This window comes from Acetobacter sicerae (assembly GCF_011516765.1).
Lineage (GTDB): Bacteria > Pseudomonadota > Alphaproteobacteria > Acetobacterales > Acetobacteraceae > Acetobacter > Acetobacter sicerae.
In genome coordinates, this window is record NZ_JAAABN010000001.1 from 25,158 (window position 1) to 51,930 (window position 26,773).

At 59.6% G+C, this 26,773-nt stretch carries 20 protein-coding genes; 8 read left to right on the forward strand and 12 right to left on the reverse strand.

All coding sequences use genetic code 11. The annotated features are described in order from the left end of the window. Positions 1-30 precede the first annotated feature (30 nt). Positions 31-1,068, forward strand: a complete 1,038-nt coding sequence (gene obgE, locus GVI59_RS00105; RefSeq protein ID WP_173572698.1) for a GTPase ObgE — start codon at positions 31-33, stop codon at positions 1,066-1,068. Then, positions 1,065-2,192 (forward strand): glutamate 5-kinase, encoded by a 1,128-nt coding sequence (gene proB, locus GVI59_RS00110; protein ID WP_173572293.1) that lies wholly within the window; start codon positions 1,065-1,067, stop codon positions 2,190-2,192. The genes obgE and proB overlap by 4 nt, the downstream gene beginning before the upstream one ends. 130 nt (positions 2,193-2,322) lie before the next feature. On the opposite strand, the gene GVI59_RS00115 is transcribed toward proB, so the two are convergent. Then, positions 2,323-3,084 (reverse strand): hypothetical protein, encoded by a 762-nt coding sequence (locus tag GVI59_RS00115; protein WP_173572294.1) that lies wholly within the window; start codon positions 3,082-3,084, stop codon positions 2,323-2,325. A 125-nt stretch (positions 3,085-3,209) separates the two neighbouring features. Further along, the gene (locus GVI59_RS00120; protein ID WP_173572295.1) at positions 3,210-5,432 is read right to left on the reverse strand and encodes a UvrD-helicase domain-containing protein; all 2,223 of its coding nucleotides are present in this window, start codon (positions 5,430-5,432) and stop codon (positions 3,210-3,212) included. A 222-nt stretch (positions 5,433-5,654) separates the two neighbouring features. Between GVI59_RS00120 and lipA the strand changes: the two genes are divergently transcribed. From lipA to GVI59_RS00135, 3 genes are all read left to right on the forward strand, one after another. Then, positions 5,655-6,680 (forward strand): lipoyl synthase, encoded by a 1,026-nt coding sequence (lipA, locus tag GVI59_RS00125; protein WP_173572296.1) that lies wholly within the window; start codon positions 5,655-5,657, stop codon positions 6,678-6,680. Continuing rightward, positions 6,680-7,174: a type II toxin-antitoxin system RatA family toxin gene (locus GVI59_RS00130; protein ID WP_173572297.1), complete on the forward strand. Its 495-nt coding sequence runs from the start codon at positions 6,680-6,682 to the stop codon at positions 7,172-7,174. The genes lipA and GVI59_RS00130 overlap by 1 nt, the downstream gene beginning before the upstream one ends. A 281-nt stretch (positions 7,175-7,455) precedes the next feature. Beyond that, positions 7,456-8,085, forward strand: a complete 630-nt coding sequence (locus GVI59_RS00135) for a hypothetical protein (RefSeq protein WP_194298974.1) — start codon at positions 7,456-7,458, stop codon at positions 8,083-8,085. 109 nt (positions 8,086-8,194) lie between these two features. Here the strand turns inward: GVI59_RS00135 and GVI59_RS00140 are convergent, their stop codons facing one another. From GVI59_RS00140 to GVI59_RS00185, 10 genes are all read right to left on the reverse strand, one after another. Continuing rightward, entirely contained in the window at positions 8,195-8,749 is a 555-nt protein-coding gene (locus GVI59_RS00140) for a hypothetical protein (RefSeq protein ID WP_173572299.1), read from the reverse strand. Next, positions 8,746-9,927 (reverse strand): DUF3500 domain-containing protein, encoded by a 1,182-nt coding sequence (locus tag GVI59_RS00145; RefSeq protein ID WP_173572300.1) that lies wholly within the window; start codon positions 9,925-9,927, stop codon positions 8,746-8,748. Before GVI59_RS00145 ends, GVI59_RS00140 begins: the two co-directional genes overlap by 4 nt. A gap of 46 nt (positions 9,928-9,973) precedes the next feature. Continuing rightward, positions 9,974-11,458: a prolyl oligopeptidase family serine peptidase gene (locus GVI59_RS00150; protein WP_173572301.1), complete on the reverse strand. Its 1,485-nt coding sequence runs from the start codon at positions 11,456-11,458 to the stop codon at positions 9,974-9,976. 532 nt (positions 11,459-11,990) lie between these two features. Beyond that, a complete protein-coding gene (locus GVI59_RS00155; protein WP_173572302.1) occupies positions 11,991-14,957 on the reverse strand; it encodes a [protein-PII] uridylyltransferase in 2,967 nt (988 codons plus the stop codon). A gap of 38 nt (positions 14,958-14,995) precedes the next feature. Continuing rightward, positions 14,996-17,632 (reverse strand): DNA mismatch repair protein MutS, encoded by a 2,637-nt coding sequence (gene mutS, locus GVI59_RS00160; protein ID WP_173572699.1) that lies wholly within the window; start codon positions 17,630-17,632, stop codon positions 14,996-14,998. A gap of 126 nt (positions 17,633-17,758) precedes the next feature. Next, a complete protein-coding gene (locus GVI59_RS19335) occupies positions 17,759-19,726 on the reverse strand; it encodes a transglycosylase SLT domain-containing protein (protein WP_173572303.1) in 1,968 nt (655 codons plus the stop codon). Continuing rightward, positions 19,723-20,313: a TerC family protein gene (locus tag GVI59_RS00170; RefSeq protein ID WP_173572700.1), complete on the reverse strand. Its 591-nt coding sequence runs from the start codon at positions 20,311-20,313 to the stop codon at positions 19,723-19,725. The genes GVI59_RS19335 and GVI59_RS00170 overlap by 4 nt, the downstream gene beginning before the upstream one ends. Before the next feature lie 269 nt (positions 20,314-20,582). Further along, the gene (locus GVI59_RS00175; protein ID WP_173572304.1) at positions 20,583-20,786 is read right to left on the reverse strand and encodes a DIP1984 family protein; all 204 of its coding nucleotides are present in this window, start codon (positions 20,784-20,786) and stop codon (positions 20,583-20,585) included. Positions 20,787-20,845: 59 nt separating this feature from the next. Further along, positions 20,846-22,264, reverse strand: coding sequence for a siroheme synthase CysG (cysG, locus tag GVI59_RS00180; RefSeq protein WP_173572305.1), 1,419 nt, complete (start codon positions 22,262-22,264; stop codon positions 20,846-20,848). A gap of 25 nt (positions 22,265-22,289) precedes the next feature. Next, the gene (locus tag GVI59_RS00185) at positions 22,290-22,820 is read right to left on the reverse strand and encodes a UPF0262 family protein (protein WP_173572306.1); all 531 of its coding nucleotides are present in this window, start codon (positions 22,818-22,820) and stop codon (positions 22,290-22,292) included. 432 nt (positions 22,821-23,252) lie between these two features. Here GVI59_RS00185 and guaB point away from each other — a divergent pair, with 432 nt between their 5' ends. The 3 genes from guaB (at position 23,253) to GVI59_RS00200 (ending at position 26,757) form a co-directional block, all read left to right on the forward strand. Beyond that, entirely contained in the window at positions 23,253-24,731 is a 1,479-nt protein-coding gene (gene guaB / locus GVI59_RS00190) for an IMP dehydrogenase (RefSeq protein WP_206752357.1), read from the forward strand. 86 nt (positions 24,732-24,817) lie between these two features. Further along, positions 24,818-26,110: an RsmB/NOP family class I SAM-dependent RNA methyltransferase gene (locus GVI59_RS00195; RefSeq protein ID WP_173572308.1), complete on the forward strand. Its 1,293-nt coding sequence runs from the start codon at positions 24,818-24,820 to the stop codon at positions 26,108-26,110. A gap of 50 nt (positions 26,111-26,160) precedes the next feature. Continuing rightward, positions 26,161-26,757, forward strand: a complete 597-nt coding sequence (locus GVI59_RS00200; protein WP_173572701.1) for an anthranilate synthase component II — start codon at positions 26,161-26,163, stop codon at positions 26,755-26,757. The last annotated feature ends 16 nt before the right edge of the window (positions 26,758-26,773 follow it).

Sequence of the window (26,773 nt, forward strand, 5' to 3'; positions counted from 1 at the left end):
TTGTCGCCTGCAGGATGCCAGGTGACAGTGATGAAGTTTCTCGATCAGGCCAAAATCTATGTACGCTCGGGTGACGGAGGTGACGGTGTCACCGCCTTCCGGCGTGAGAAATATATCGAGTTTGGCGGTCCTGACGGCGGCAAGGGCGGTCGAGGTGGAGACATCATTTTCGAGGCCGTCGATAACCTCAATACGCTGATCGATTTTCGCTACACCCAGCATTTCCGGGCGCGTAAAGGCGGTAACGGCGCAGGGTCCGACCGTACGGGCGCTGCTGCGCAGGATGTCGTGATTCAGGTGCCGATAGGCACCCAGATCATGGATGATGACAGGGAAACTCTGCTTGCTGATCTCGACAAGGCCGGCAAGCGCATTGTGCTGTGCAAAGGCGGTGACGGCGGTTTCGGTAATGCGCATTACAAGACCAGCACCAACCGTGCGCCGCGTCGTTCCGACAAGGGCTGGCCGGGTGAGGAGCGCTGGGTGTGGCTGCGGCTGAAACTGATTGCCGATGTCGGTCTGGTTGGGCTGCCCAACGCCGGGAAATCGACTTTCCTTTCTGTCGTGTCGGCGGCCCGTCCCAAGATTGCAGATTATCCGTTCACAACGCTTCATCCGCAGCTTGGTGTTGTTCGTCTGTCAATGACGGAAGAGTTCGTGCTGGCTGACATTCCCGGCCTGATCGAAGGTGCGCATGAAGGACACGGTCTGGGCGATCGCTTCCTTGGTCATGTGGAGCGCTGCGCCGTTCTGCTGCATCTGATTGATGGTGCGGCGGGTGATGTGGTTGAGGCATGGCGCACGATCCGGACCGAGCTTGATGAGTATGGCGGTGGTCTGGCCGAAAAGCCGGAAATCATTGTTCTCAACAAGGCTGACGCCATGACGCCGCAACAGCTTTCAGGCCGTAAGCGCGCGCTGGAGAAGGCTTCCGGGTCAAAGGTCATGGTCATGTCCGGCGTAGCCCGTCAGGGTGTCGATGAGGTGCTGCGGGCATTGTATGACGTGGTCGCTGCGGCGCGGGCCGAGCGTCTGGAAAATGCTGAAACGGACGACTCTGAAGCATGACGGATTCAGTCACGCCTTCTCTGGCGCAGGCGCGGCGCGTGGTCGTCAAGATCGGCAGCGCCCTTCTTGTCGATCCGGAACTTGCGGCCCCCCGTGAGGCATGGCTGGCCAGTGTCGCCGATGACATCGCGGCGCTGCGTGCTTCCGGCACCGAGGTCGTGCTGGTGTCATCCGGAGCGATTGCTCTGGCGCGTCATGCGCTGGGGATGCCGCAACGGGCGTTGCGTCTGGAAGAAAAGCAGGCCGCAGCGGCTGTTGGTCAGATCAGACTGGCGCAGGCATGGACCAGCGTTCTCTCCGAGCGCGGAGTGACCGCTGCCCAGTTGCTGCTGACACCCGATGATACGGAAGATCGTCGTCGTTATCTGAATGCGCGGGCCACGCTCGACACGCTGCTCAGTCTTGGCTGCGTGCCGGTCATCAATGAAAATGATACGGTTGCGACAGCGGAAATCCGTTTTGGCGATAATGATCGTCTGGCGGCCCGTGTCGCGCAGATGATTGATGCGGACCAGCTGATTTTGCTATCCGATATTGACGGGCTTTACACAGCCGATCCCAGAAACGATCCGGACGCGCAGCATATCCCGGTGGTCGGCGCGATGACTGCCGAGATTGATGCGATGGGGGGAGCGCCGCCGCCGGGTTATTCTTCCGGGGGTATGCGAACGAAGCTCGTCGCGGCTCATATTGCTACGGATTCCGGTTGTGCGATGGCCATCGCTCTCGGCAAGCGGCCCCATCCGCTGGCGGCTTTGCGCGATGGCGCGCGTTGCACATGGTTCCTGCCCGGAACCGATAGCCGCTCAGCCCGCAAACGCTGGATTGCTGGTGGTCTGACGCCCATGGGTGACATCACCATTGATGATGGCGCGATACGGGCGCTGGTGCAGGGGGGGTCTCTGCTGCCGGCTGGTGTGGTCTCCGTGGCCGGGGATTTCAGCCGGGGTGATCTGGTGCGTGTGGTCAGCCAGACCGGCGATGAACTGGGGCGTGGACTGTGTGCCTATACGGCGAAAGATGCGCGCCGTATTGCCGGGCGACGCTCGGAGGAGTTTGAGAGTGTGCTGGGCTGGCAGGGGCATGATGAACTGATCCATCGGGATAATCTGGTTCTGCTTTGACGGGGGGTAAGTCTGCTTTCGCCCTCATTTCGGACATTTACTGGAACTAATGGATTCTCAAAACCGGACGTAGGCTGCGAGCATCATCATGGAACCTGAGAGCGGTCGACATACAAATATAATATTAATTTCACTCTGAATGGCAATGCCTTCCCATTGGAAAGGGGTCAATAACTGTTCTACGCAACATTTCACGCGATTTCTGGAAAGCCTCTAACGCTTCATCAAAAGAGCCTTTTTGGTCTTTATGACACAAAGGGAAAATACCTGTCTCACCAACTATTGCGACACGCATGCCATTTGGGACATTTTTTTGACGCTTGGCGTTCATTTCCATAGTGACTTCTTGTAGGCAAAAATTATCGCATTTATCTGACATGCTTTGGTAAATTTTATTTATCTCATCGTATACCCAAGAACAAAATTCAGTAGCTTTATCATTTTTTGGTATCTCTCCCTTATGTATAACCTTATTTCTAAATGTTCTTATCTTTGGGTTTTCTTTATAGGCCTTTTTGAATTCCAAGAGATATAGCATCAGAAAAGCTCCAAACTGTCTTTCCGATTGCTGCGCCATAGTCTTGAACATCTCATCGAATAGATCAGTAGAAATTTTTCTGCCTTTCGCAGAGCTTCTAATAAAGAATTCATAAAAGCGTTCGAGAGCCGCTGAAAAACTGGCGCATGCCTCAAGCGTGAAGCCATCCAGTAGCGCGGAAGCTCCTGAATTTAAAAGTATTTCAAATTTTTGAGCTTGCACTATGGCAGCAAATTTGTGACCTACAGAACATGTTACGAATGCAACGCCATCGTCGAAATAATCGACCAATTGAGATTCAAAGCGAGGATTAGAAGAAAATGTGCATTCAAAACACGGCGCAAGAATTTTCATGAATACACCTCAAGGTGATTAATATTCGATCAATTCTTTTGTATCGATCCATATATCACACAATTGTCTACTTTTTTCTTTTTCAAACCTAACAGCCGACATTCCGCATTTCCCCCAACCCAGACTCAATCCCCCGCAATCTGCAAATAAGACGCCATAACCCGCTTGGTACCGGCTTTTTCAAACATCACTTCAGCCGAGCCGCGGTCCGCATCAATCACCACGCCGTAGCCGAACTTCTGGTGAAAGACCCTTCCACCTACTTCGATTTTCGGTGCATTGGCCGCGAGTTCTTCGTTTACTGAATGACGCTTCTTTGCGACCAGTGGCGACATTGAGCCTGTCACGGCGTCCGAGAACACGCTGGGGCGGAAAAAGCCGGAATAGTCCTGACGGGCCTGCCGGGTGGCGGTCTCACCTTCGCGGTCCACGTATTCGTCGGGGAGTTCGTCGAGAAAGCGGCTGGGCATGGATTCCTGCCAGTTGGCGTAAATCCGGCGGTTGGCTGCGTGCAGGATCGTGGCGCGGTAGCGGGCGCGGGTGATGCCGACATAGGCGAGACGGCGCTCTTCCTCGACGGCCTTGTCTCCGCCTTCATCCACCGTGCGCTGTGAAGGGAATACGCCTTCCTCCCAGCCGGGGAGGTAGACGGTGTCGAATTCCAGTCCCTTGGCGCCATGCAGGGTCATGACGGAGACGCGCTCGTCCTCGTTCGTGCCTTCCGCATCCATCACAAGCGCGATGTGTTCGAGAAATTCTCCGAGCGTGCCGAAGTCGGCGAGGGCGCGGATCAGTTCTTTCAGGTTGTCCACCCGTCCCGGGGCGTCGGGGGATTTGTCCTCGCGCCACATTTCCAGATAGCCGCTGTTTTCGAGCAATGCGCCGACAGCGACAACATGGCCTTCCTTTTCAAGAAGCACGCGCTGCTGGGCGAAACAGTCCTGAAAAGCGGCCAGCTTCTCGGCTGATTTTCCCTTGAAGCCCTTTGACTCAAGGAGTGCTCCAAGCGCCGCATAGAGGGAGCTTCCCTGTCCGCGTGCCTGTGTGTGCAGTTTCTGGAGGGCGGCAGGACCAACGCCGCGTTTGGGGAGGTTGACGATACGCTCGAAAGCCAGATCGTCAGCCGGGTTGATCAGCAGCCGCATATACGCGATGGCATCGCGGATTTCGGCGCGTTCGTAGAAGCGAAGGCCGCCGACGATACGGTAGGGAATGCCGGTCTGCACCAGTCGTTCTTCAAAGGAGCGGGTCTGAAAACCGGCTCTTACAAGAATGGCGAACTCGCCGAGCGCGTGTCCGTTGCGCCACAGGTTTTCGATGCGACTGCATACTTCCCGGGCCTCGGCGTCGGAATCCCACACGCCGACGACATGCACCAGTTCGCCCTGTGCGTCGTCCCGTCCGGGGCGGAGTGTCTTGCCCAATCGGCCTTCATTATGGGCGATCAGGCCCGCAGCGGCTCCCAGAATCTGTGCTGTTGAGCGGTAGTTGCGTTCCAGACGGACGATCTTCGCGCCGGGGAAATCCTTCTCGAAGCGGAGGATGTTTTCCACTTCCGCACCGCGCCATGAGTAGATCGACTGGTCGTCGTCGCCGACACAGCAGATGTTGGCGGGTTCACCCTCACGGCGCGCGAGCAGGCGCAGCCAGAGATACTGGATGGTGTTGGTGTCCTGATATTCATCGACCAGAATGTAGCGGAACAGACGCTGATACTGCTCCAGCACGTCCGGGCGGGTGCGCAGGATTTCCACCACATGCAGCATCAGATCGCCGAAGTCACAGGCGTTCAGTTCGCGCAGCCGGCTCTGATAGGCGCCGTAGATGGCGCGGGCATGACCGTCGGCGTAGTCTGTGCTTTCGGCTGGCGTGATTCCATCCGGGGTCAGTCCACGATCCTTCCAGCGCTGGATGATCCCGAGCAGCCCGTTCAGCGGCCAGCGTTTGACGTCGATCCGCCACGGCTCGACCACCTGTTTGAGCAGGCGCATCTGGTCATCGGTATCGAGGATCAGGAAGCCGCTGGTCAGGCCGACATATTCCGCGTGACGACGCAGCATCCGGGCGCAGAGGGCATGGAACGTGCCAAGCCACAGTCCTTCCGCCGGTTCGCCGAGGATGCGTCCGATACGCTCCCGCATCTCTCTGGCGGCCTTGTTGGTGAAGGTGACGGTCAGCACCTGCCACGGCTTCGCCCGGTGGGAGAGCAGGATATGGGCGAAGCGGGTGGTGAGAACCCTTGTCTTGCCGGTGCCTGCGCCAGCGAGGACGAGCAGGGGCCCCTCGGTCGTCTCAATGGCGGCGAGCTGTTCGGGGTTGAGGCGATCAAGGTGGGAGGATGTCGTCACGTAATAAGGTCTTTATCGTCTCTGTTGCATCAGACTGGGACAGGCGATGAGAGAGGGATCGTTCCCTGTCTGTGCCTGCGGCAAAGCTTGGGAAAAGGGTTACACCTCTTCCTCGGTTTTGTCTTGCTAGCGAAAGCTTGTCCGTGATCTGCTGACAGAACGCTTGACGTGCGCGCCATGTCGTCTCACTTCTGAGGCTCGACGAGACCGGGACAGGAACCAATGAGCGTTCGCGTTTTGATTGATCATCGCAAGACGGCACAGGGCAAGACGACTCAGGCGGCGCGCCACCCGGAAAAGGCGCATCGTCCGGATAATCCTATTGCGCGGAAGCCGGACTGGATCCGCGTGAAAGCGCCGAATCATCCGGTGTACCATGAGACGCGCAAGCTCATGCGCGACAACAAGCTGGTCACGGTGTGCGAGGAAGCGGCCTGCCCCAATATCGGCGAGTGCTGGTCACAGCGCCATGCCACCATGATGATCATGGGGGAGATCTGCACGCGCGCCTGCTCGTTCTGTAACGTGACGACCGGCCTGCCGCATGCGCTGGACGCCGATGAGCCGAATCGTGTGGCGGACGCCGTGGCCCGGCTCGGTCTGAGGCATGTGGTGATCACGTCCGTGGATCGTGACGATCTGGCCGATGGTGGCGCGCAGCATTTTGCCGAAGTCATCGGGGCCATCCGCAATGCGTCTCCTGAGACGACCATTGAGGTGCTGACGCCTGATTTCCTGCGTAAACCCGGTGCTCTGGAAGTGGTGGTCAAAGCCCGTCCGGATGTGTTCAACCATAATATCGAAACGGTGCCGCGTCTCTACACCACCATCCGTCCCGGCGCCCGCTACTATCAGTCGGTGCGTCTGCTGGACCGTGTAAAGCAGCTTGATCCGTCGATCTTCACAAAATCCGGTCTGATGCTGGGTCTGGGAGAAGAGAAGGCGGAACTGGCGCAGGTGATGGATGATTTCCGCATTGCGGACATCGATTTCATCACGATGGGTCAGTATCTTCAGCCGACCGTGAAGCATGCTGCGGTCGCACGGTTTGTGACGCCGGACGAATTTGCGGATTATGCCGCCATGGCGCGCGTGAAGGGCTTTCTGCAGGTCAGTGCGACGCCGTTGACGCGTTCATCCTATCATGCTGATGCCGACTTCGCGGCCCTGCGTGAAGCGCGTGAGGCCCAGCTTCGCAATCGCGGATCAGTAACGCATGAACAGAGTGACAAGGTGAAGACTTCCTGATGCCTACCCATTCAGAACGTCGGGTACTGAACTATACGCCCGAGCAGATTTTTGATCTTGTCGCTGATGTGGGCAGCTATCCGAAGTTTCTGCCGTGGTGTGCGAATGTCCGGGTTGTGTCGTCAACGTCACGTGAGTTGCTGGCGGACCTGACTGTTGGCTTTGGTCCTTTTCGGGAAACCTTTCGGTCACGTGTGACGCTGGACCGGGCGAAAACCATCCGCGTTACCTATGAAAAAGGCCCGTTCAAGTATCTGAACAACGTCTGGACGTTTACGCCGGACGCCAACGGCTGTCTGGTCGATTTCTTTGTCGATTTCGAATTCCGTTCGCGGCTTCTTCAGGCGGCGATCGGGGTGGTGTTCAATGAGGCCGTCCGTCTGATGGTCTCGGCCTTTATCCGGCGCGCCCGCGAGATTTATGGGCCGCCCGTTCTGGGGAGTGCGGCTGCTGCGCCAGTGGCTGGCCGGTCGGTCTCTGGATCCGGCGCGTAATCCTATTACCGAACTGGATCGAAGTGGTTCAGGTGGTTGGGTGTGATTTGTAGGCTGGCATCCGTTGAAGTGGTGCGCTCTGTTTTGCGCGTTAGAGCCGGGCAGAGATGATTTAAAATATTTTGAAACACCGGCTGGCTGTGTTTTCAGAAAACCCCTGAAATATTTTACGTTATACTGATCTTTGCGGTGGATGGTAATTCCATTCGATAAAACTTGTTCAGAGGACAATCAATTTGCGGAGTATGGATTTCAGTTCGTGGCACAGTGCATTGGTAACGATGATTGGTCTGACGCTGCTGACCCTGCTGGGTGTCGGCGTGCGGCTTGTCATGATGCTGACGCTCCAGCAGCGCAGGGAACGGCTCAATCGACAGATCAATGAACGGATAAGAACGCTTATTGCGGCTTACAAGACGCTGGGAGGCTCGTTTACGGGGGACCTGAGTGTCAGTCCGCTTCATCTGAGGGACATGAAGCAACGTGATGGCGGTTCGCAGGATGTGTCGTCACTTGAGCTGTCGGGCAGTACCGAGCGCGCCCGACGTATCCGGGATGCTGTTGAGTCTGCGCTTTCCGATATCATCCTTCTCGGCACGGAAGAGCATGTCCGTCTGGCCGTGAAAGCGGCTTCCGAACTTGTGCAGGGCCGCAATGTCCATACGCACGATCTGGTCGTCGCCCTGCGTGACTTTATCCGTAAGGCGCTGGATATCGAACGTATCCCGTCCACTCTCGAGGTTCCCCGACAGGGCCCAAGTCGGCCAGCCAGTTCAGGGGGAGGGCGTGAAAAGGGAGACGGCGGTGGAAAAGGCGGCGGCGGTGGAGATATGGGCGGCGGTGGAGGAGGCGGTATGGGAACCGTTTCGGCCGACAGTGATTCAGAGGCCTCGAATAGTCATCACGCGTGATATGCTGAGTGCCTGCTTTTAGGTAAAGCAACTCTCTGCTTCCATGCCGCATCCATCCAGCGGTGTTTGTGTATGCAGTCTGGATATATCCTGACTGCACAATCATGTTTTATTTGCAAGGCTCGCCAGTCCGGAAACGCAGTTCGTAATGAGACTGATTTTCTGAACGTTTTTGCTGTATAATGCAAATATCTGGAATCTGGGGTGTCAGGCTGTTGACGAGCCAGACAGTATCTGGACCGGCTCCCCTGTTATTATAGGTGAGCGTGTAATCTCCCTTTTTGAAATCCATTTTCGTTGTGAACTGAATATCGATTGTGCCTGCACCGTTTTTCATTGCGGGGAGAGAAGGGAAGGTCATGGTCTCCGCCGACAGGGGCAGGGGCTGTCCGTTGACTGAAAGAGCAAGCGTCTGCTCAACGTGGGACACGTAAGCCTGCTGTTCTGCAATGGATAGAGCGCCATCTCCGTTCTGATCTATCTGGCGGATGACACTGCCGGCAACGTCCACTCCGGGAGTGAGGCGCAGATGCAGGGTGATGCCGTGGTCTGAAAGACCGATTGTCGTCGCCTGAAGATATTCATCCAGCCGATGCGCCGAAGCCGTGATGGGAAAACTCAGCAAGGCAACAGTCAGAGCGAGTATGGATTTTTTGACGATCATTGCGCTGTAAACCGGCTGCCATAGCTGTTGCTCGGGTCGCGATAGACCGTGTGAACATGCAGGGTGGGATCACCACCCACGCCCTGCGGCGAAAATTCGATCCACAGATGCGGTCCCTGAATACGGTAATAGGATGAGCCGTTTCGGTCGGGTTCATGTGTGGTTGGACCACTCCATGCAAACCATGTCTCATTCAGGGTATCCCGGATTTCCTGCATATGCGGGGCGGCGTAGGCAGTGTTGATGATGCCTGCCCATTCCGCGATGACTTCCATCAGAAGAGTCTTCTGCTGTGTGGTCAAAGCAGATCCCCTGATCCCTTCAGGGATGACTGTTTCCCCGTCATGTCCCGGTCCCTGAACGAGATCCGCCACCTGATAGGGAAGAATGGCCTGCGTCTTCTGGGTGGCATTCAGGCTGTTCAGAAATGCAAAAGCCTTGTCATTTTCACCAGAAAGAACGCGAACGGTTTTACCGTCGCGTTTGAACAGGGCTGGCTGCGCTCCTGTCAGGGTCGGGGTCATGGCGCCATGTGGCCCGTCGATCACAATGTTCAGGCCCAGATGATGCCCCCCGAACTGTACCATCCAGGGAGCGGTCTCAGAGGGTTCGCCCAATATGGCAATGGTGTAGACGGCCTGACCCGAAGCAAAAGGCGTGCCGGTCTCTGAGAGCGCCTGATCTGCTCCCATGATGTCCTGCACTTTCTGATAGCCTTTGGCGCTCAGAAGTGTTTGCAGAAGATGGAACGCTGCGGCTTTCTGATCTGGCGTCAGTTGTCCCATTTGCAGTCCCGGACGCAGGACATCGCTCACGGGGTAATTGGACCACACCCCGACACCATACTTTTCGCCGATAAAGCCTTCTGGTGGCCCCATGCCCGGCCCACGCTTAACCGGAACTTTGGCCTGTTCGTCAGTCACGGGAGCGACAGGCTGGTCCGGAGCCGTTCTGCGAAAACGGATCAGTGTGCCGGACTTTTTTGCGACAAAGGCGAACTGGACCTTTGGGCAGCTCTCTGCATCAAATGTGGCCAGAAATGCCCGTCCAGCCGCTACGGCTGCCGCTGTTGTACTCTCTGGCGTTAAGGCGGACGAAGGAGCCGGGACTGGTTTTGCTGCAAAAGCAGGTGAGGCAGTCAGAATAATACTGCCAATTAATAAAAAGCGCTTACGCATTCGTTCATGTTCCACGTTCTGAATATACTGGGTCTGATTTGCGATGCTATGCCTTGACCTGACTGAGCAGCCAGTCTCTTGCGGTTCTGATATGGAAAAACTTGCGTGCTGATCCCATGTGATCAACGCCCTGGAAGGTAAGGAACGTAATGTTTCCTTTCTGATCAAGATAACCGTTGATCTGTGTTGTCAGTTTTTCCTGCTGGTCTATTGGAAAAATAAGAGCCGGATCGAGTGTCTCTCTGGGGCGGACGACCTTGCCACCGGCCTGTTCCCAGACGGGAATGCACTTCTCATTCCAGGGTGTGGCCTTGTCGTCTTCGGTTCCGGTGATGATCAGGACTTTCTGATGCGCAAGAGGCGCCATGTCAGCGGGGCGTTGCTGTCCGGCAATGATGAGACCAGCTGTGAAGGTTTCCGGATGTCTGGCCATCAGCCAGAGGGAGGTCATCGCTCCCATGGACCAGCCTGTGCAGTAGACGCGTTTCGGATCGATTTTAAGGACCTTGTCGGCGCGGTCCGCACGGTTGGGATTTCCGTAATTCCATGTGTTGCTCAGAAGAGATTCAACAAGTCTCCCGGTATTCTCGACGTCAGACGTATGTTCCCAGTAATCGTTCATCGTCGTGCGTTCGTAGCGGGGCGTGATCACCACACATTCATGTCTCGCCTGTTCTTCGGGCAGGCTCCAGATACTGGCGATGCATTGTTCTGTCAGGGTCTGCGCGCAGGTGCCGTCGTAGCTCGTTCCTGAATGGGTGACGGCGAGCACGAGTGGGTAGGACCTGTTTTCGCCGCCTTTTTCCAGAAAGGATTTCGGCAGATAGATGCTGTATTCCAGCCACGCGGAACGGGTGTCATCCCACCACCAGTGACTTTGTTCCCAGTCATCGACGCCACGGATTGTGACGTTATTTCCGTGATGATCCGCATTGGTCCACAGCTTTCTGCTGGCGGCATAAACCGCGCCACTGGCTGTCCTGATGCTCCTGTTCTGGATCAGGGTCACCTTGTCGCTGTCCGTGGTGGGAAGACTCAGGTCAGGATCATGGGCGAATTCAGCAATGACATAGCGTCCGGGCACACTCTTTCGGTCAGAACGCAGGCTCGGCTGATCACTTGTGTAAACCGCCATGACAGGGCGCTTCTGCGCAACGGCTGTCGTGTCGTTCTTGTTCGGCTCCTGCGGCATGCCTGCGAAGAACCCTTTGGCGGCAGGAAAAACAGCCGCTGTATAGGTGTCGGAGCGCAGGCTGGCCGGGTCAATATTGACGTCATATTCGACGGCAATGCCGTAGACTTTTTCGCCGCCGCCTGTGACTTCACAGACTGCGCAGATACGCTGGATGCCGGGCTGTTTCTTTTCGTGTGGTCCGGGACCGTCTTCCATGTTGGAGGAGGCCGCCATGAAACCGCCGCCGCCAGAATGATCTGCGGCGCTGGCGGTCCGGCTTGCGCCTGTGGCCATGACTGACACTGTGCCCGCCAGCGCTGCGCCGGTCACAAAATTTCGCCTCGACACTTCGGCCATGCTTTTCTCCATCCATTCAGACAGGCTGGAACGATCCTGTGATCCGACCTGATCAAGCACTTGTTGCAATTGTGTCGCATCTTGCAGTGATCGTGAAGTCTGAAAATAAGTAATGGGGTTTTCAGACCCGGTTGACGGGCGAATATAATCGTTTTTCTGAATAAGATTGAAAGTTTTCCAGAGTATTTTGGTGAATATTGAGGTTTTTTGTTATCATATGAAAAACTCGGAAACATAAGGCTTCTGCTGAGTCAGCCGACAAGATGCGACGATTACTGACTATATCTGGCCTGTTGTTCAGATTTTTATGGTAATTTTGACGTCACGCGATGCGGTTGACTGTGATCTGGTCGCAACAAACCGGGAATAGTGATTTCAGAAAAAAGATTGTTCAGGGCAAGCGATTCAGGGAGCAGGACAGGAAATTCAGGAGGAGCTTCCTTGTCCTGCTATGAAAAATGCCAGTGCTGCAAATAACAAAAACAGCCTTTTACCCGAATGAAGCTGTCATGTGGACTGGACGAACTGGTTTTTATTCCGGTTCATCCGCCGTCAGTTCGGGCTCGTGAAAGCCTGAATTCAGGCTCGCTTCAACTTTCTTCAGTCCGGCCATCAGCCGGTCCCGGATTTTTTTCAGACGGTTTTCGTCCGTCACTTTCATGCCGGAAAGATCCTTGACGTAGAACACGTCAACCGCACGCACGCCATAGGTGGTGATGTGAGCGGAGTAGATCTGCAGACGCATCTCGTTCAGTGCGCTGGCGACGTCGTGAAGCAGGCCGGAACGGTCACGCCCGTTGATTTCAATGACGGTGTGCGAGTTGGAAGCGCGATTGTCGATGACAACACGGGGTGGCACGTGAATGGCCCGTGTGCGTGAAAGCAGTTGTCCTGACGCATTGGTTTTCGCAATCTCGGTAGCGATATCCAGCCGTCCGCTCAGCGCCCGCTCGGTGATGGAGAAGAGCTTCGTCAGACGATGCGGTTCGTCAAAGGCTTCACCGGTCGCGTCCTGAATCCAGAGCGTATCTAGCGCCATGCCGTTGCTCAGCGTGTGAATGCGGGCATCGACAATGGAAGCGCCCGCCAGCGCCATGGCGCCCGCGATCTGTGCGAACAGGCCGGGATGATCCTGAGTGTGGATCGTGACTTCCGTGACGCCACGGGCGGGCAGGGGCTGGGTCTCGATCACGAATGGGGCGGACCGCGACTCAGCTTCCCGGATCAGGCGGGCATGACGCAGCAACGTGTCCTGATCGAAGCAGAGCCAGTAACCGGCGTAACCAAGGTCAAGGAAGTGGTTGATGTCGGTCTGGTTGAAACCTTCTTCTTCCAGATTTTCCGCGATGATCGCTTTGCTGTGGGCCACACGCATGTCGCGTTCCGGAGTGGCCAGGCCACCCTCCAGCACTTCCGCGACACGGGTATAGAGTTCCCGCAGCAGCGTGGCTTTCCATGCGTTCCAGACGCGGGGACTGACTGCCCGCATGTCCACAATGGTCAGCAGCAGCAGCAGACGGAGACGCTCCGGAGACTGCACGACGTCCGCCACGTCCAGAATGGTCTTGGGGTCGTCAATATCGCGCTGGAACGCCGTATGGCTGAGCAGAAGATGCTGGAGCACCAGCCAGGAGACCGTTTCGGTCTCTTCGCCCGAAAGTCCCAGCTTCGGGCAGAGTTCCAGCGCCAGTTCCGAGCCAAGTTCCGAGTGGTCGCCACCGCGTCCCTTGGCGATGTCGTGCATCATGACCGACATATAGAGCGCCCGACGGGACTGTATATCCCGTGCGAGATCATAGGCTACGGGGATTTCGTCCGCCATTGTGCCGGTTTCGACGCAGCGGAGGATACGCAGAGCCTCGATCGTGTGCTCATCGACCGTGAAGATATGGTACGTGTCGAACTGCATCTGTCCGACGATGCGGGACCAGTCCGGGATCAGCGCGCCCCAGAGACCGGTTTCGTTGAGAATGCGAAGCCAGTGGACGTAATCAAGACGTCGGTTGAGGTCGATTTCGATAGGCTGCGGAGTTTCTGCGTTTCTGGTCTCCGGACGGCTTGTGACCGGTCGACGTGGCCGTGCGGGAGGACGCTCATCGCACAGAAGTTCAAGGAAGATTTCTGCGGCGCGCGGATCAGAACGCAGGGTGGCGGCCCGACGCTCCCAGCGGATCAGTTGCTGGCGGGCGAGGGGATGAATGGGGACATGACGGCTGCGGGAGAGTTCGAGGATCTCGAACATCTTGATGGGCTCGGCTTCGAAGGAGACGCCTTTGGCCGGAAGAATCTGGCCGTCCAGCAGGGTGAACCCTGCCTCGCGCATGGCGTCATCCGCCTTGAGGACGTGCGCCGCCGCCCCCAGCGCGATGCGCATGATGGTCGGCTCAAGAATATGCGTCAGCCGCATGACTTCCCGGACGGTCAGGAAGTAGTGGCGCATGAAGCGCTCAACGCCGTTCTGCTGACCGTGACGGGTGTAGCCCATGCGGCCGCCGAGAACGGGCTGCATGTCGAAAGTCAGGCGGTCTTCGCCACGGCCCGCGACATAGTGGAGATGAAAACGGACAGTCCACAGGAAATCCCACGACCGTCGGGCGCGGGCCGCTTCCTGCTCGGTGATGAAGCCGAGACGGGTAAATTCCGGAGCCAGAAGGTCCGAGACATGGCGCGTGCCGAACGTGTAGCGACACATCCAGTAGAGCGTCTGCATGTCACGCAGACCGCCCCGGCCTTCCTTGATGTTGGGTTCGACCAGATAGGGACTTTCGCCAAAGCGCCGGTGCCGCTCCGCCCGTTCGGCGCGCTTGTCGGTGATGAAGCGGGCTGATCCGGCTTCCACGCAGGCGACGATAAAGCGCGCCTCAAACATGGCGAAGAGGCTGAAATTGCCGACGAGCAGGCGTGCGTCGAGAAGAGCTGTACGGACGGTCGTATCGGCTTCCGCCTGTGCGATGCAGTCGGTGATCGACCGCGTTGCATGACCGACTTTCAGGCCGAGATCCCACAGGAAATACAGCACGTATTCCACAAGCGAGAGCGCTTCGCGTGAGGGCTCTTCCGCGGTCAGGAAGAGGAGATCGATGTCGCTGAAAGGCGCCAGCAGTCTTTTGCCGTAACCGCCAGTGGCTGCGATGCTGATCTGATTGAGCAGATTTTCACCACCACCCAGAGCATCGGCGGCGAACAGCACGAGCCCGGACACCAGTTCGTCCGTAAAGGCTGCGAGGACTTTTCCTGCCTGAACGCCTCTCAGTTCGCGCTTTTCAAAACGCCGCCGGACATCGGTCTGATACCGGCCGAGATGGCGTCGGAAAACGGCCAGAGCGACATCGCGATCCGGAACCTTGCCGTTCCTGTCGGCATGTTCGGCCAACGCCTCCCTGAGCTGCAGCCCAAGACCCTGCGGGGTGAGCGTGCTTTCCGGCAGGTCGTTGACTGTTGTATCTGATACGTCTGACAGCACTGGATTGGTGATACCTTCGACCTTAAGACTGGGCATGATGGCGGGGGCTGCTCGACAGAAAAGCTAAAGAGATATCATTCTCTTACAGAAAGGCGCTTTGCTTCAAGCGCCAATTTGCGCAGATCATACAAAGCAGCGAGAGCTTCCCGGGGCGACAGGTCGTCCGGGTCATGACTCATGATCGCGTTGAGAACGTCTTCATATTCGGAAAAATCTGCCGTCGGTTCGGGCTCTGGATCAGCGACAGGAGCCTGCGGCGGCAGGTCATCGAACAGCGGCAGCGGCGCGGGGCCTGTCGCATGATCCTTTTCCAGCTCTTTAAGAAGTCGCGAAGCACGATCGACAACAGGCATCGGCACGCCCGCCAGTTTGGCGACATGCACGCCCCAGCTCTTGCGGGCTGATCCGGGGATCACTTCGTGCAGGAAAACCACCTGCCCCTTCCAGTCCCGGACCGCCATGGTGTGCGGTGAAAGGCGGGGGAGGCTGCCGGAAAGCTCGGCAAGTTCGTGAAAATGTGTTGCAAAAATGGTACGGCACCGCAGTGTCGAGTGCATGGCTTCCAGCACGGCCCAGGCGATGGAGAGGCCGTCCAGAGTTGAAGTCCCTCGTCCGATTTCATCCACGACAACCAGCGAGCGTGGTCCGGCCTGATTGAGAATGGCGGCTGTTTCCGTCATCTCGACCATGAAGGTGGAACGGCCGCGAGCCAGATCATCCGCAGCGCCGACGCGGGAGAACAGCTTGTCCACAATGCCGATATGGGCGGATTTCGCAGGAACCGGCAGCCCGGCCTGCGCAAGGATGACCGCCAGTGCGTTCTGGCGCAGGAAGGTTGATTTGCCGGCCATGTTGGGACCGGTCAGCAGCATCACCCGATGTTCCGGGGCGAGGGAGCAGCCGTTTGCCGTAAAGCGCACGCCCGAACCGAGAGCGGCTTCCACGACCGGGTGACGACAGGCGTCCAGCGTGAACGCCTCGCTGTCGTCCACGGTGGCCCGGCACCATGTTTCTCCAACGGCGAGAGAGGCGCAGGACTGCATCACATCGATAAAGGCGAGCGCCCGGGCGAGTGGAGGAAGGTGTCCGTCATCCAGCGCCCGGTTGACGAGAAGGCCGAAAATCTGACGTTCGCGGACCGAGGCGCGTTCCGCTGCTTCGGCAATGCGGGAGTCGAGTTCCGAGAGTTCTTCTGTCGAGAAACGGGCGGCGGTTGTCGTGCCCTGACGGAAGCTGAGATCCTCATTGGCGCGGAGCTTTGCGCCGGCGGCTGTCGGCACTTCAATCACGTAGCCAAGCTGCGCATGGTGACGGATCTTCAGGCTCGCGACGCCAAAGCGCTGAGCGTAGTCGTTCTGGAGCGTGGCGATGATGCGGCGGGAATCATCGCGGAGCGTGCGGTAGGCGTCCAGTTCCCCGTCATAGCCCGTCGCAATGACGCCGCCGTCATCGAGGCGCGCCGGAAGTTCATCGGCCAGCGCCCGGTCGAGTTCCTCATGAAGGCCGCCACATTCTGCGAGATGCTTCAGAAGTGTGGCGATCAGATCCGGCCTTGTGTCCGGTGCGATGACTGCCAGTTCTTCCGCTATTCTGTGTGCCGCCGCGACGCCATCACGCAGCGCGGCCAGATCACGGGGCTGACCGCGTCCCAGCGAAAGCCGTCCGAGCGCCCGGTCGATATCCGGCACGCTTCGCAGTGTCTGGCGCAACAGATCGACACGGGGGGTGTCGCTTTTCAGCCAGTCCCAGCATGCCTGACGGGCGCTGATCCTGTCCGGCATGGTGAGGGGGGCTGCGATCCATGACGCAAGAAGCCTTGCGCCGGGTGCGGTGGCGGTGCGGTTCACGGCGGAGAAAAGCGTGTGTTCGTTGCTGCCGTCGCGGGCCCGGAGAAGATCAAGGCTGGCGCGTGTCGCCGGATCAAGGCCGAGGGTGTGGCTGTCTTCCTGCGGGACCGGATGAGCCAGACGGGGCAGGGAGCCGGCCTGCGATTTTCTGACGTAATCCAGCGCCATGAGGCCGGCGGCGGCCTCGGCGTCGCTGAAGGTGCCGAATGCGTCCAGACTGGCGACACCGAAGGCTTCCGCCAGACGGGTACGGGCCGTGTGCGCCGAAGGAGGCTGTTCGCCGGGGGCGCGTCGCAGATCGAAATCGCCGAGGTCACGGTCGGGAGGAGCGAGAATTTCGGCGGGGTCGAGACGGGCGAGCAGATGGCCGAGTTCGGCGTCCGCGCAACGGGCCGTCTCAAACAGACCGGTGGAAATGTCGATCCATGCCGCGCCCCATTCGATGGCGCCACGTCGGGCGGGATGGGCTGCGAGCGCCATCAGAAGATTGGAGCGACCGGGTTCGAGCAGTTCGTCCTCGGTCAGTGTGCCGGGGGTGACCAGTCGGACGACCGCGCGGGGCAGCGGGCCTTTCTGGGTGGCTTTCCTGCCCGGCAGTTTTGAAGGGGGCGTGGCTGTCTGTTCGGCGATGGCGACACGGAAGCCGCGCCGGATGAGGCGGGAGAGATAGGCCTGCGCTGCGCTGACCGGCACGCCGCACATGGAGATCGGCTCTCCACCATGTGAGCCACGGGCTGTCAGGGCGATGTCGAGGGCGGCGGCGGCTGTGATCGCATCGTCGAAGAACAGTTCGTAGAAATCGCCCATCCTGAAGAACAGCAGGAAGTCGGGATTCTCTGCTTTCAGCGCGAACCATTGCGCCATGGCGGGTGACGCGCCTTCCGGGGAAAGGCGCTGCTTTTTGGAGGAGCGTGCTGTTGCGCCGGTCTTCTGATCGGTCGTTGCCAAAACTGTCTCCGGAACTGTTTCTGTCAGAGGTAGAGGTTTCGCTTAATGCTTCGGCTGCGTCGCATACACAGCGATGCTTTCCCACACGCGCTGCACGTAATTGCGCGGCTCTTCCAGCGGAATCTGCTCGATCCAGTCAATGAAAGCGTCCTGATCGGCTCCGGTCCGGGCCGGATCGCCGCGTGTTTCGAGCCACTGGCTGACGCGGTGCGGGCCGGCGTTATACCCTGCTGCGGCGTATTCGACCACATTGCCGAGCCGGTTATAAACGCGGCTCAGATAGGCCGTGCCAAGCTGCATGTTCAGTTCCGGCTGATGCAGGGCGGCAATGGTCACGGAGCCTGCGCCGACCTGATGCGCGGTTTCCCTCGCCGTGGCGGGAAGAAGCTGCATCAGTCCGATGGCGTTGGAGGAACTGACCGCATCGGGGTTGAAGTTGCTTTCCTGCCGCATCAGGGCCAGAGGAAAGCCGTATGGCAGGTCGGATGACGGCGGCTGGAACGGTTCCGGCCAGCCGTAATCGGGGAGGCTGACGCCGTCCTTGCTGGCCTTGCGGGCGACCGCCACACCGATGTCGGGGAGGCCGAGACGTGTCGCCAGTGCGGCGATGGCTTCACGGTCCTGCGGATCATTATCCTGAGCCAGAAGCAGGGTCAGGAAATCCCGTGCATGCGTGGGGTCATTCCACGAGACCAGGATTTGCGCGGCGCGGGCCAGTTCGCTGCCGTCCAGACGGGTGACGATCGCTGTCGCCGCGTGTTCGTTGCCGGCGCTGGCCGACCGCCACTGGTTCAGGGCCGTGACAAGGGCCTCAGGGATTTCCGTCGGGGCGAGCAGCGTGTTGCCGGCGCCGGCGAGTTTCGCAACCGCCATCTGGCCGTAGAAGGTTTCCGGCGCTTCTGCCGCCTGCCGCCAGTTGGCTTTTGCGGACGTCATGTCGCCCGCCTGAGCCCGTGCCTGACCCAGCCAGAAGAAGCCGCGCGCACGGCTCAGAACGGATGGTGTCTCGGTCAGTTTCCGGAAGTGCGGTTCGGCAGCGGCTGGATCATGCAGGGCGCGCAGGGCGATCCAGCCGCTCAGGAAGAAGGCGTCCGCGCGATTGCGGTCGCTTGTCTGCCGCGTGTCGTCGGCCAGAAGCAGCGCGTCGGCCGGGCGATTCTGATCGATCAGATCGCGGGCCAGTCTGTCGCGCTCTGTCCAGAACCGTCCTCTTGCGTCGGGGGCTGCATTCTCTTCGGCCCGGAAGCCGCTTGCCCGCCACAGGGCCAGAGCGTCATCGGGGCGACTGTTCTTTTCCAGCCAGTGAGCGTGGTCGAGAAAGAGCGTGGTGTCATTTGTGAATGCAGGCGGTACCTGCGCCAGCAGCGCTTCGGCGGAGGCGTCATTCCGTCGCAGGGCGAGGCGGGTGGCGGCCAGCGCGGCGTGATCGCTGTCCAGCGACGAGATCGTCCGGGCGGCGGCCTGTAGCTGTCCACGGCGTTCTTCACGCTCGAAGCGCGCCCAGCTGTCGGCGGGCGTCAGATCAGAGCCGAACAGTGATTGCAGCGTGGCGGCGTCCTGCGGGCCGTCATTTCCGTTGCGCCATGCCGCGATGCCCGCTGCACGCAGAGGAGCGGTCCCACCCATCGCCTGCGCGCAACGACTGAGGGCCGAAGCGGTGCGTGGCGTCTGGGCGCGACAGAGATCGGCGGCGGTTGTGTTGTCCGGCTCTGCTGTCAGGGCGCGTTCATAGTGGGCCTGAATGATGGACCAGCGTGGCCAGACCGGGCGGGTTGCGAGGAAATCGGCATAGGTGCGGGCAGGGATGGCGGCGTCGTAGGGCGCGACCAGTTGAAGCCATGTCGTCAAACGTCCCGCGACGGCGTCAACCTGACCCGTCCCTGCGGCCTGCTGTTCGGTTGGCCATTGTGCTGGTGCGCCGGACGTTTGCGAAAGCGCGTGCGGTGATGTCGAGCAGGCCGAGAGGATCACCGCCACGCTGGCCGGAAGGACAGAGCGGAGGCGGATCACGAAATCTGTCCCAGCACTTCGCCGCCGCCCTTGTAGATCAGTTCCACGGCGACACCGAAGACGACCAGCAGTCCGATCCACGCGATCCAGCGGAATCGTTCGAGCAGTTTTGCGATCATTGTCGCCGCGAAGGCCATGAGCAGGATCGAGATGGCCAGTCCGCTGACCAGCACCCAGATATGCTCGCCCGCAGCGCCGGCGACAGCCAGCACGTTGTCGAGGCTCATCGACAGATCGGCGATGATGATCCGGGTGATGGCGGAACGCAGGCCGCCCGGTGTGGGGGCGCTGTCTTCTTCATGCTCATCGGGAGTCCGCAGTTCCCGATACATCTTCCAGCAGACCCAGAGCAGCAGCAGTCCACCCGCAAAACGCAGACCGATGACGCCGAGAAGCTGTGTGGCGATGAGCGCCAGACCCAGCCGGATCAGGGCGGCGGCGGCGACACCGACGAGAACGGCGATTCTGCGTTGTTGCGCCTCAAGTTTTCTGACAGCCAGTCCGACAACAATGGCGTTGTCCCCTGCCAGAGTAATGTCGATCAGGACGACCTGGAGGAGCGCCGTCAGGGAGGAGAGCGAAAGCATGAGCCCGCTATAGCGCGGGAAAGGGGAAAGCGACCAGTCCACAGAAGTACACTTTCCTCAATCCTCCACGTCTTTTTTCTGCTCCCCGAACCCACCCACGCTGAAAGCCGGAAACCTGTTCGTGGTGATAAAGGTGAGATGTGCCCTGTGCTGGTGTCAGATGTGATGGACCTGCGCAGTGAATGCGGAATCGAACCGCTTTGATGTCCCGTCTCAAACCTGGAGTTCCCGGTCTGCCCTTCCGGGACGGTGAACACGCTTTTCCGGTTTCAGCTACCGCGTCCGATTATGCTCCAGCCATGTCTGTTGTCCAGTTCGCGGGCTGATTTTTCATAAACGACCAGCAGTTCATTGGGATCTTCAGGAGGCGTGTCGCCCTCCTGCGCCAGAGCCGTTTTCCGGATGCGGACGGCAAGCTGTTCCATCTGCTTCTGGATGTCGCTTCGCAGAATGAGGGCTTCGGCAAGTTTCATGATCGCTCTTCTTCAGGGCCGGGCAGGGGATGAGCAGAGTATTAAGGGTCACACAACTCTTAAACGACCGGTGACACAACGCGGTGTTTCACCACTTCGCCGACAATGATCAGTGCGGGACTGCGGAAATCCTGTTCGACCGTCAGACGGGGCAGGGATGTCAGATCTGCGGTGATCACACGCTGACCCGGTTGTGTGCCTTTTTCAATAACGGCGGCTGGCCATGTCGGAGGCAGGCCATGTGTAATCAGCTGTTCACAGAGTGAAGCAATGCCGCCGAGACCCATATAGATCACCACCGTCTGGCCGCGCAGGGCGATCGTATGCCACGGCAGATCCAGCGTGCCATCCGCACGGGCATGTCCGGTCAGAAACAGGCACGACTGCGCGCAGTCCCGGTGCGTCAGCGGAATGCCTGACGACGCGGCGCATCCGTTGGCGGCGGAAATGCCCGGGACGACACGGAATGGCACGCCAGCCTCCATGAGCGCCTCGATCTCCTCGCCGCCGCGTCCGAAGATGAAGGGGTCGCCACCTTTCAGGCGCAGCACCCGCTCACCGGCTTTCGCGCGACGGATGAGTTCGTCGTTGATGGAAGGCTGGGGGAGGGCGTGGTTGCTTTTCTGTTTGCCGACGAAAATCCGTTCGGCGTCCCGGCGGACACGATCCAGAATATCCGGCGGCAGCAGATGATCATACAGCACGCTGTCGGCGTTCTGCATCAGTCGCAGGGCTTTCAGCGTCAAAAGATCGGCGTCTCCCGGCCCTGCTCCGACAAGCCAGACTTCACCGCCGCCCTTTTCGTCTGACGCAAGACGGTCGAGGGTTGCGGAGGCTCCGGTTTCGTCCCCGGCCAGCGCCTGTTCCGCGCCATTGCCGTCGAGGAAGTTCTCCCAGACCCGGCGACGGGTCTCCGGCGCCGGGTGGATCTGCGCCATTTTTCCGCGGGCGTTCTGCATGAAGCGGGAGAGGCGGCTGATCCCGGCGGGCAGCAGCGTCTCTATCTGTTCGCGGATACGTCGAGCGAGCACCGGAGCCGCGCCGGATGTGGAAATCGCCACCATGACCGGACCGCGCCGCACGATGGCGGGTGTGATGAAGGAGGACGGATCGGGATCGTCCACGGCGCAGACGGGAATATTCATCTCCTTCGCCAGGTCTGCCGCGAGATGATTGACCGCCCTGTCGCTGGTCGCGGCGTAGACGAGTCTTGCGCCGGGCAGCTGCGCCTCCAGCACCTCCCGTGACGCCTGTGTGGCGATATGTTCCACGCGGCCTGATTTCAGTGCTCTTTCAAGCTCACCGCACAGGGTCGGAGAAATCACGACAACCCGCGTGTCTGTCGCCAGCAGCAGCGACACCTTGTTTGCGGCGACCTCACCGCCTCCGACGACCAGCGTCTTTGTCGTATTGTCGAGGCGAAGCACGACCGGAAACCAGATGTTTCTTGATTCTGCGAGAAGATCGTTCGCGGTCATGGGGCTCCGGTTCGGGAAAGAAGGTTCAGCCTCGCTGGCTCAGGAGGCACATCAGGGTAAAAAGACGTCGCGCTGTCGGCAGGTCCATGGCGATCTTCCCGGTGAGCCGTTCGATCAGCAGTTCCGACGCCTCATCATGAACACCGCGCCGCCCCATGTCGATAGCCTGCACTTTGGTGCGGTTTCCTTCTTCCATCGCGGCTTCGAAACTGTCGATCATCAGGGCGTAATCCTTGATGAGACGACGGAAGGGCGAGAGGGAGATCGCATGCGCGTAGAGCGGCATGTCTTCCTCGTTCCGCACATCGAAAACGAGTCCTGACAGTCCCTGCACGGCGATATGCAGGATGAAGGGGCCCGTCAGTCCCTCGGGGCGGAAATGTGCGGTCTGGCAGAGATCGAGAATGGCCTGTTCACGATCCTTGCAGCGTTCGGGGTGGGCATCGGTGGCGGGATCGAGCGCGCTGTCGAGGACGACGGCCATCAGGGCGTCCGGACGGTCCGGAGGAAGGGTGGGCTCATCCCGATGACCACGGTTGTGAAGAAGTTTTGTCACGCCTGCGTCTCCTCCCGCTGCCGGGATTCTGTCTGTTCTTGTTTTTGTGGGCGATGGAACCGGCCCGGACCGGGAATTGCACCGCCCTGTCAGGTTGGCACAGGCGAGCCTGCAAATCTTGCAAATCCTGTGGAAAAGTCTGGTAAAGTTCTGTAAAGCAGCCTCTGCGCATCACACTCACGTGACATCATTGTTATGGTTGTTCTTGTCAGCGTCCGGCAGAGTGCTTATGAGGAGCCGCCAACGGTGGGGAACCCGCGGCAGAGTGTCACGACCGCCCTTCAACGGATCAGCAGCGCTGATAAAGCGTTGCGGTGTCGATTCCCGGCATCCGAGGTCTGGCGAAGCTGGTTGGTCGGGGAAGCTGGACGCCTATTCTGTCCTGCGCATGAGACCGGGATGCCCGCAACACAGAGAGGGGTCCCGCGCGCCATGGCCATTTCACTTTACGATCGTATTACAGACGCCCTCGCATTCGATGACGTGCTGATGGTCCCTGCGGCGTCCGACGTGCTGCCCGCGCACGCTGACACCCGCACCCGGCTGACCCGCACGATCGATCTCAATATCCCGCTTGTTTCCGCAGCGATGGACACCGTCACCGAATATGCGATGGCGATCGCCATGGCGCAGCACGGCGGTATGGGCGTCATTCACAAGAATCTGGAAGCCGAGGAGCAGGCCGAGCAGGTCCGTCGCGTGAAGCGCTTCGAATCCGGCATGGTCGTGAACCCGGTGACCGTCGGGCCGGACCAGACGCTGGCCGAGGTCCGCGCGATCATGAGCCATCACGGCATCAGCGGTCTGCCGGTCGTGCAGCCCGGCACGCAGGAACTCATCGGTATCCTCACCAACCGTGATGTCCGCTTTGCGACCGACCCGTCCAAGAAAGTCAGCGAACTGATGACGCGCGACAATCTTGTCACCGTCCGTCATGGCGCGGACGCCAACGTCGCGCGCCAGCTGCTGCACACGAATCGTATCGAGAAGCTGCTGGTCGTTGATGACGCCAACCGCTGCGTCGGCATCATCACCGTCAAGGACATGGACAAGGCCGTGGCGCACCCGCTGGCCATCAAGGACGGTCTGGGCCGTCTGCGCTGCGCCGCTGCGACAGGCGTGGGTGATGACGGGTTCAAGCGCGCCCAGCTGCTCATTGAAGCTGGTGTGGATGTGCTGGTGATCGATACGGCGCACGGCCATTCCTCCGGCGTGCTGCGGGCGGTCGAGCGAGTCAAGGCGGCGAACAGCGACGTGCAGGTCATTGCTGGTAACGTGGCGACACCGGAAGCGGCCCGGGCGCTGATCGAAGTCGGTGCGGATGGTGTGAAGGTCGGTATCGGTCCGGGATCGATCTGCACCACCCGTGTTGTTGCAGGCGTCGGCGTGCCGCAGTTCTCCGCCATTCTGGAAACATCAGCCGCGTGCCACGAGCAGAATGTTCCGGCGATTGCTGACGGTGGCGTGCGGACATCGGGCGATCTGGTGAAGGCCATTGCCGCGGGTGGCGATGTCGTGATGGTCGGCTCGCTGCTGGCTGGCACGGAAGAAGCGCCGGGCGAGGTCTTCCTGTATGATGGCCGTTCCTACAAATCCTATCGCGGCATGGGCAGCCTTGGCGCGATGGCGCGGGGTTCGGCGGACCGTTACTTCCAGCAGGAAGTGAAGGATACGCAGAAGATGGTGCCGGAAGGCATTGAAGGCCGCGTGCCTTACAAGGGCGCGATGGGCGCTGTGGTGCATCAGCTGGTCGGTGGTCTGAAGGCGGGCATGGGCTATACCGGCTCGGCCAACATTCAGGCGATGCAGACCAATACGCGCTTCCGTCGCATCACCAACGCCGGTCTGCGTGAGAGTCACGTCCATGACGTGTCCATCACGCGGGAAGCACCGAACTACCGCCGCGACTGAGGCGGCGTTTTATGGTGGAGAGGCTGCGGTCTCTCCACTTTTTGAATCCATTATTTCAGACTTCGGATCAGGACGCAGGATACCCGATGACGCCTTCCGCCCGGCTTGCGGCCGCGATCGACCTTCTGACCGCAATGGATGCCGCGCCGCGCCGTCCTGCTGACGCCACCGCCAACAGTTTTTTTCGTGAGAGACGCTTTATCGGCGGCGGTGACCGTCGTGCGATTTCCGCGATTGTGTGGGACGTGCTGCGTCAATGGCGTCGGGCTGAGTGGCTGATTGCGCAGGTTGGCGGGGAAGCGACGCCGCGTCTGCGTGTTGCGGTCAGGCAGCTTCTGGCGGGCGAGAGTTTCGGCGATATCGCCCAGTCTTTCGTTGAGGGGAAGTTTGCTCCCGGCGCACTGGCCCGCGATGAGCGTCGTTTTCTGGAGACGCTTGCCACCAGCAGGCCGGACGAGGCGACCATGCCGCGGGCTGTGCGTCTGGAAGTGCCGGACTGGCTGCTGCCGCATCTGGAAGCGACATTCGGCGAGACACTGGAGACGGAACTGGCCGCCATGGCCGGGGAAGCTACGCTGGATCTGCGCGTGAACACGCTGCGAGGCGACCGGGAGGCTGCGCAGAAAGCCCTGTTGCGGGATGGTTTCCGCGCAGAACTGACCGAGCTTTCTCCGTGGGGGCTGCGTCTGTCCGGCCGTCAGCCGGTTACGGCGAGTGCGGCGTTCAAGGAGGGGCTGGTCGAGATTCAGGATGAAGGCAGCCAACTGGTTGTCGCCATGCTGGGTGCGCGCCCCGAGATGCGGATTCTGGATTACTGCGCGGGGGCGGGCGGCAAGACGCTGGCCATTGCGATGATGATGCAGAATCGCGGGCATATCGTGGCCTGCGATGTATCGGTGCCGCGCCTTGAAGGAGCGGTGAAGCGTCTGCGTCGGGCGGGCATCCATAACGCTGAACGTCATCTGCTGGTGCCGGGCGACAAATGGGCCAAGCGCCGGGCGAAGTCGTTCGATCGGGTGCTGGTGGATGCGCCCTGCACGGGAACCGGGACATGGCGGCGTAACCCGGATGCGCGGGTCAGGCTGGAAGAGAACGACCTGAAGGAACTGACCGTCAAGCAGGCGGAAATTCTGGACCGTTCGGCGGCGCTTGTGCGGCCCGGCGGGCGGCTGGTCTATGCGACCTGTTCGATCCTGAACGCCGAGAACAGCGACCAGATCACGGCTTTTCTTGCCCGTCACCCGGACTTCGTGTCGGTTGTGCCGGATGCGCCGGAAGTGCCAGCGGCTCTGGCTGGTTCGTCCATGCTTTCACTGACGCCGGGTAGAAATGGCACGGACGGTTTCTTCGCCGCCGTGCTGGAACGCAAGGAGGGGTGACGCTGCGCTGTTCCGTTGACCGGAGCGGCCGGGAACGTCATCATGACGCCATGATCCTGCTGATCGATAATTATGACAGCTTCACCTTCAACCTCGTCCATTATTTCGGCGAGTTGGGGGAGGAGTGTGAGGTCCACCGCAACGACGCCCTGAGCGTTGAAGAGGTGGTCGCCCGCAAGCCGGAAGCCATCGTGCTTTCACCCGGTCCCTGCACGCCGAACGAGGCGGGCATCTGCTGCGACGTGATCCGTGCGCTTGCGCCGACGACCCCCATTCTGGGTGTCTGTCTTGGCCATCAGGCTATCGGACAGGTCTTTGGCGGCAAGGTGGTTCGTGCACCGGAGCCTGTGCATGGCAAGGTCTGGCCGGTCTATCACGAGAATACGGATGTGTTCGCAGGGCTGCCCAATCCGGTCAGCGTCACGCGCTATCACAGTCTGATTGTGGAAGCCTCCACGTTGCCGGATGTGCTGGAGCGTACGGCGTGGACGGATGACGGCATCATCATGGGACTGCGTCATCGGCAGTATCCCGTGCATGGCGTGCAGTTCCATCCGGAAAGCATCGCGTCGGAAGGCGGCCACGACATGCTGCGGAATTTCCTGAACATGGCGCGCACGTGGAATGATACCCGGCGGGCGGCGTAGGATTGTTCCGATGACT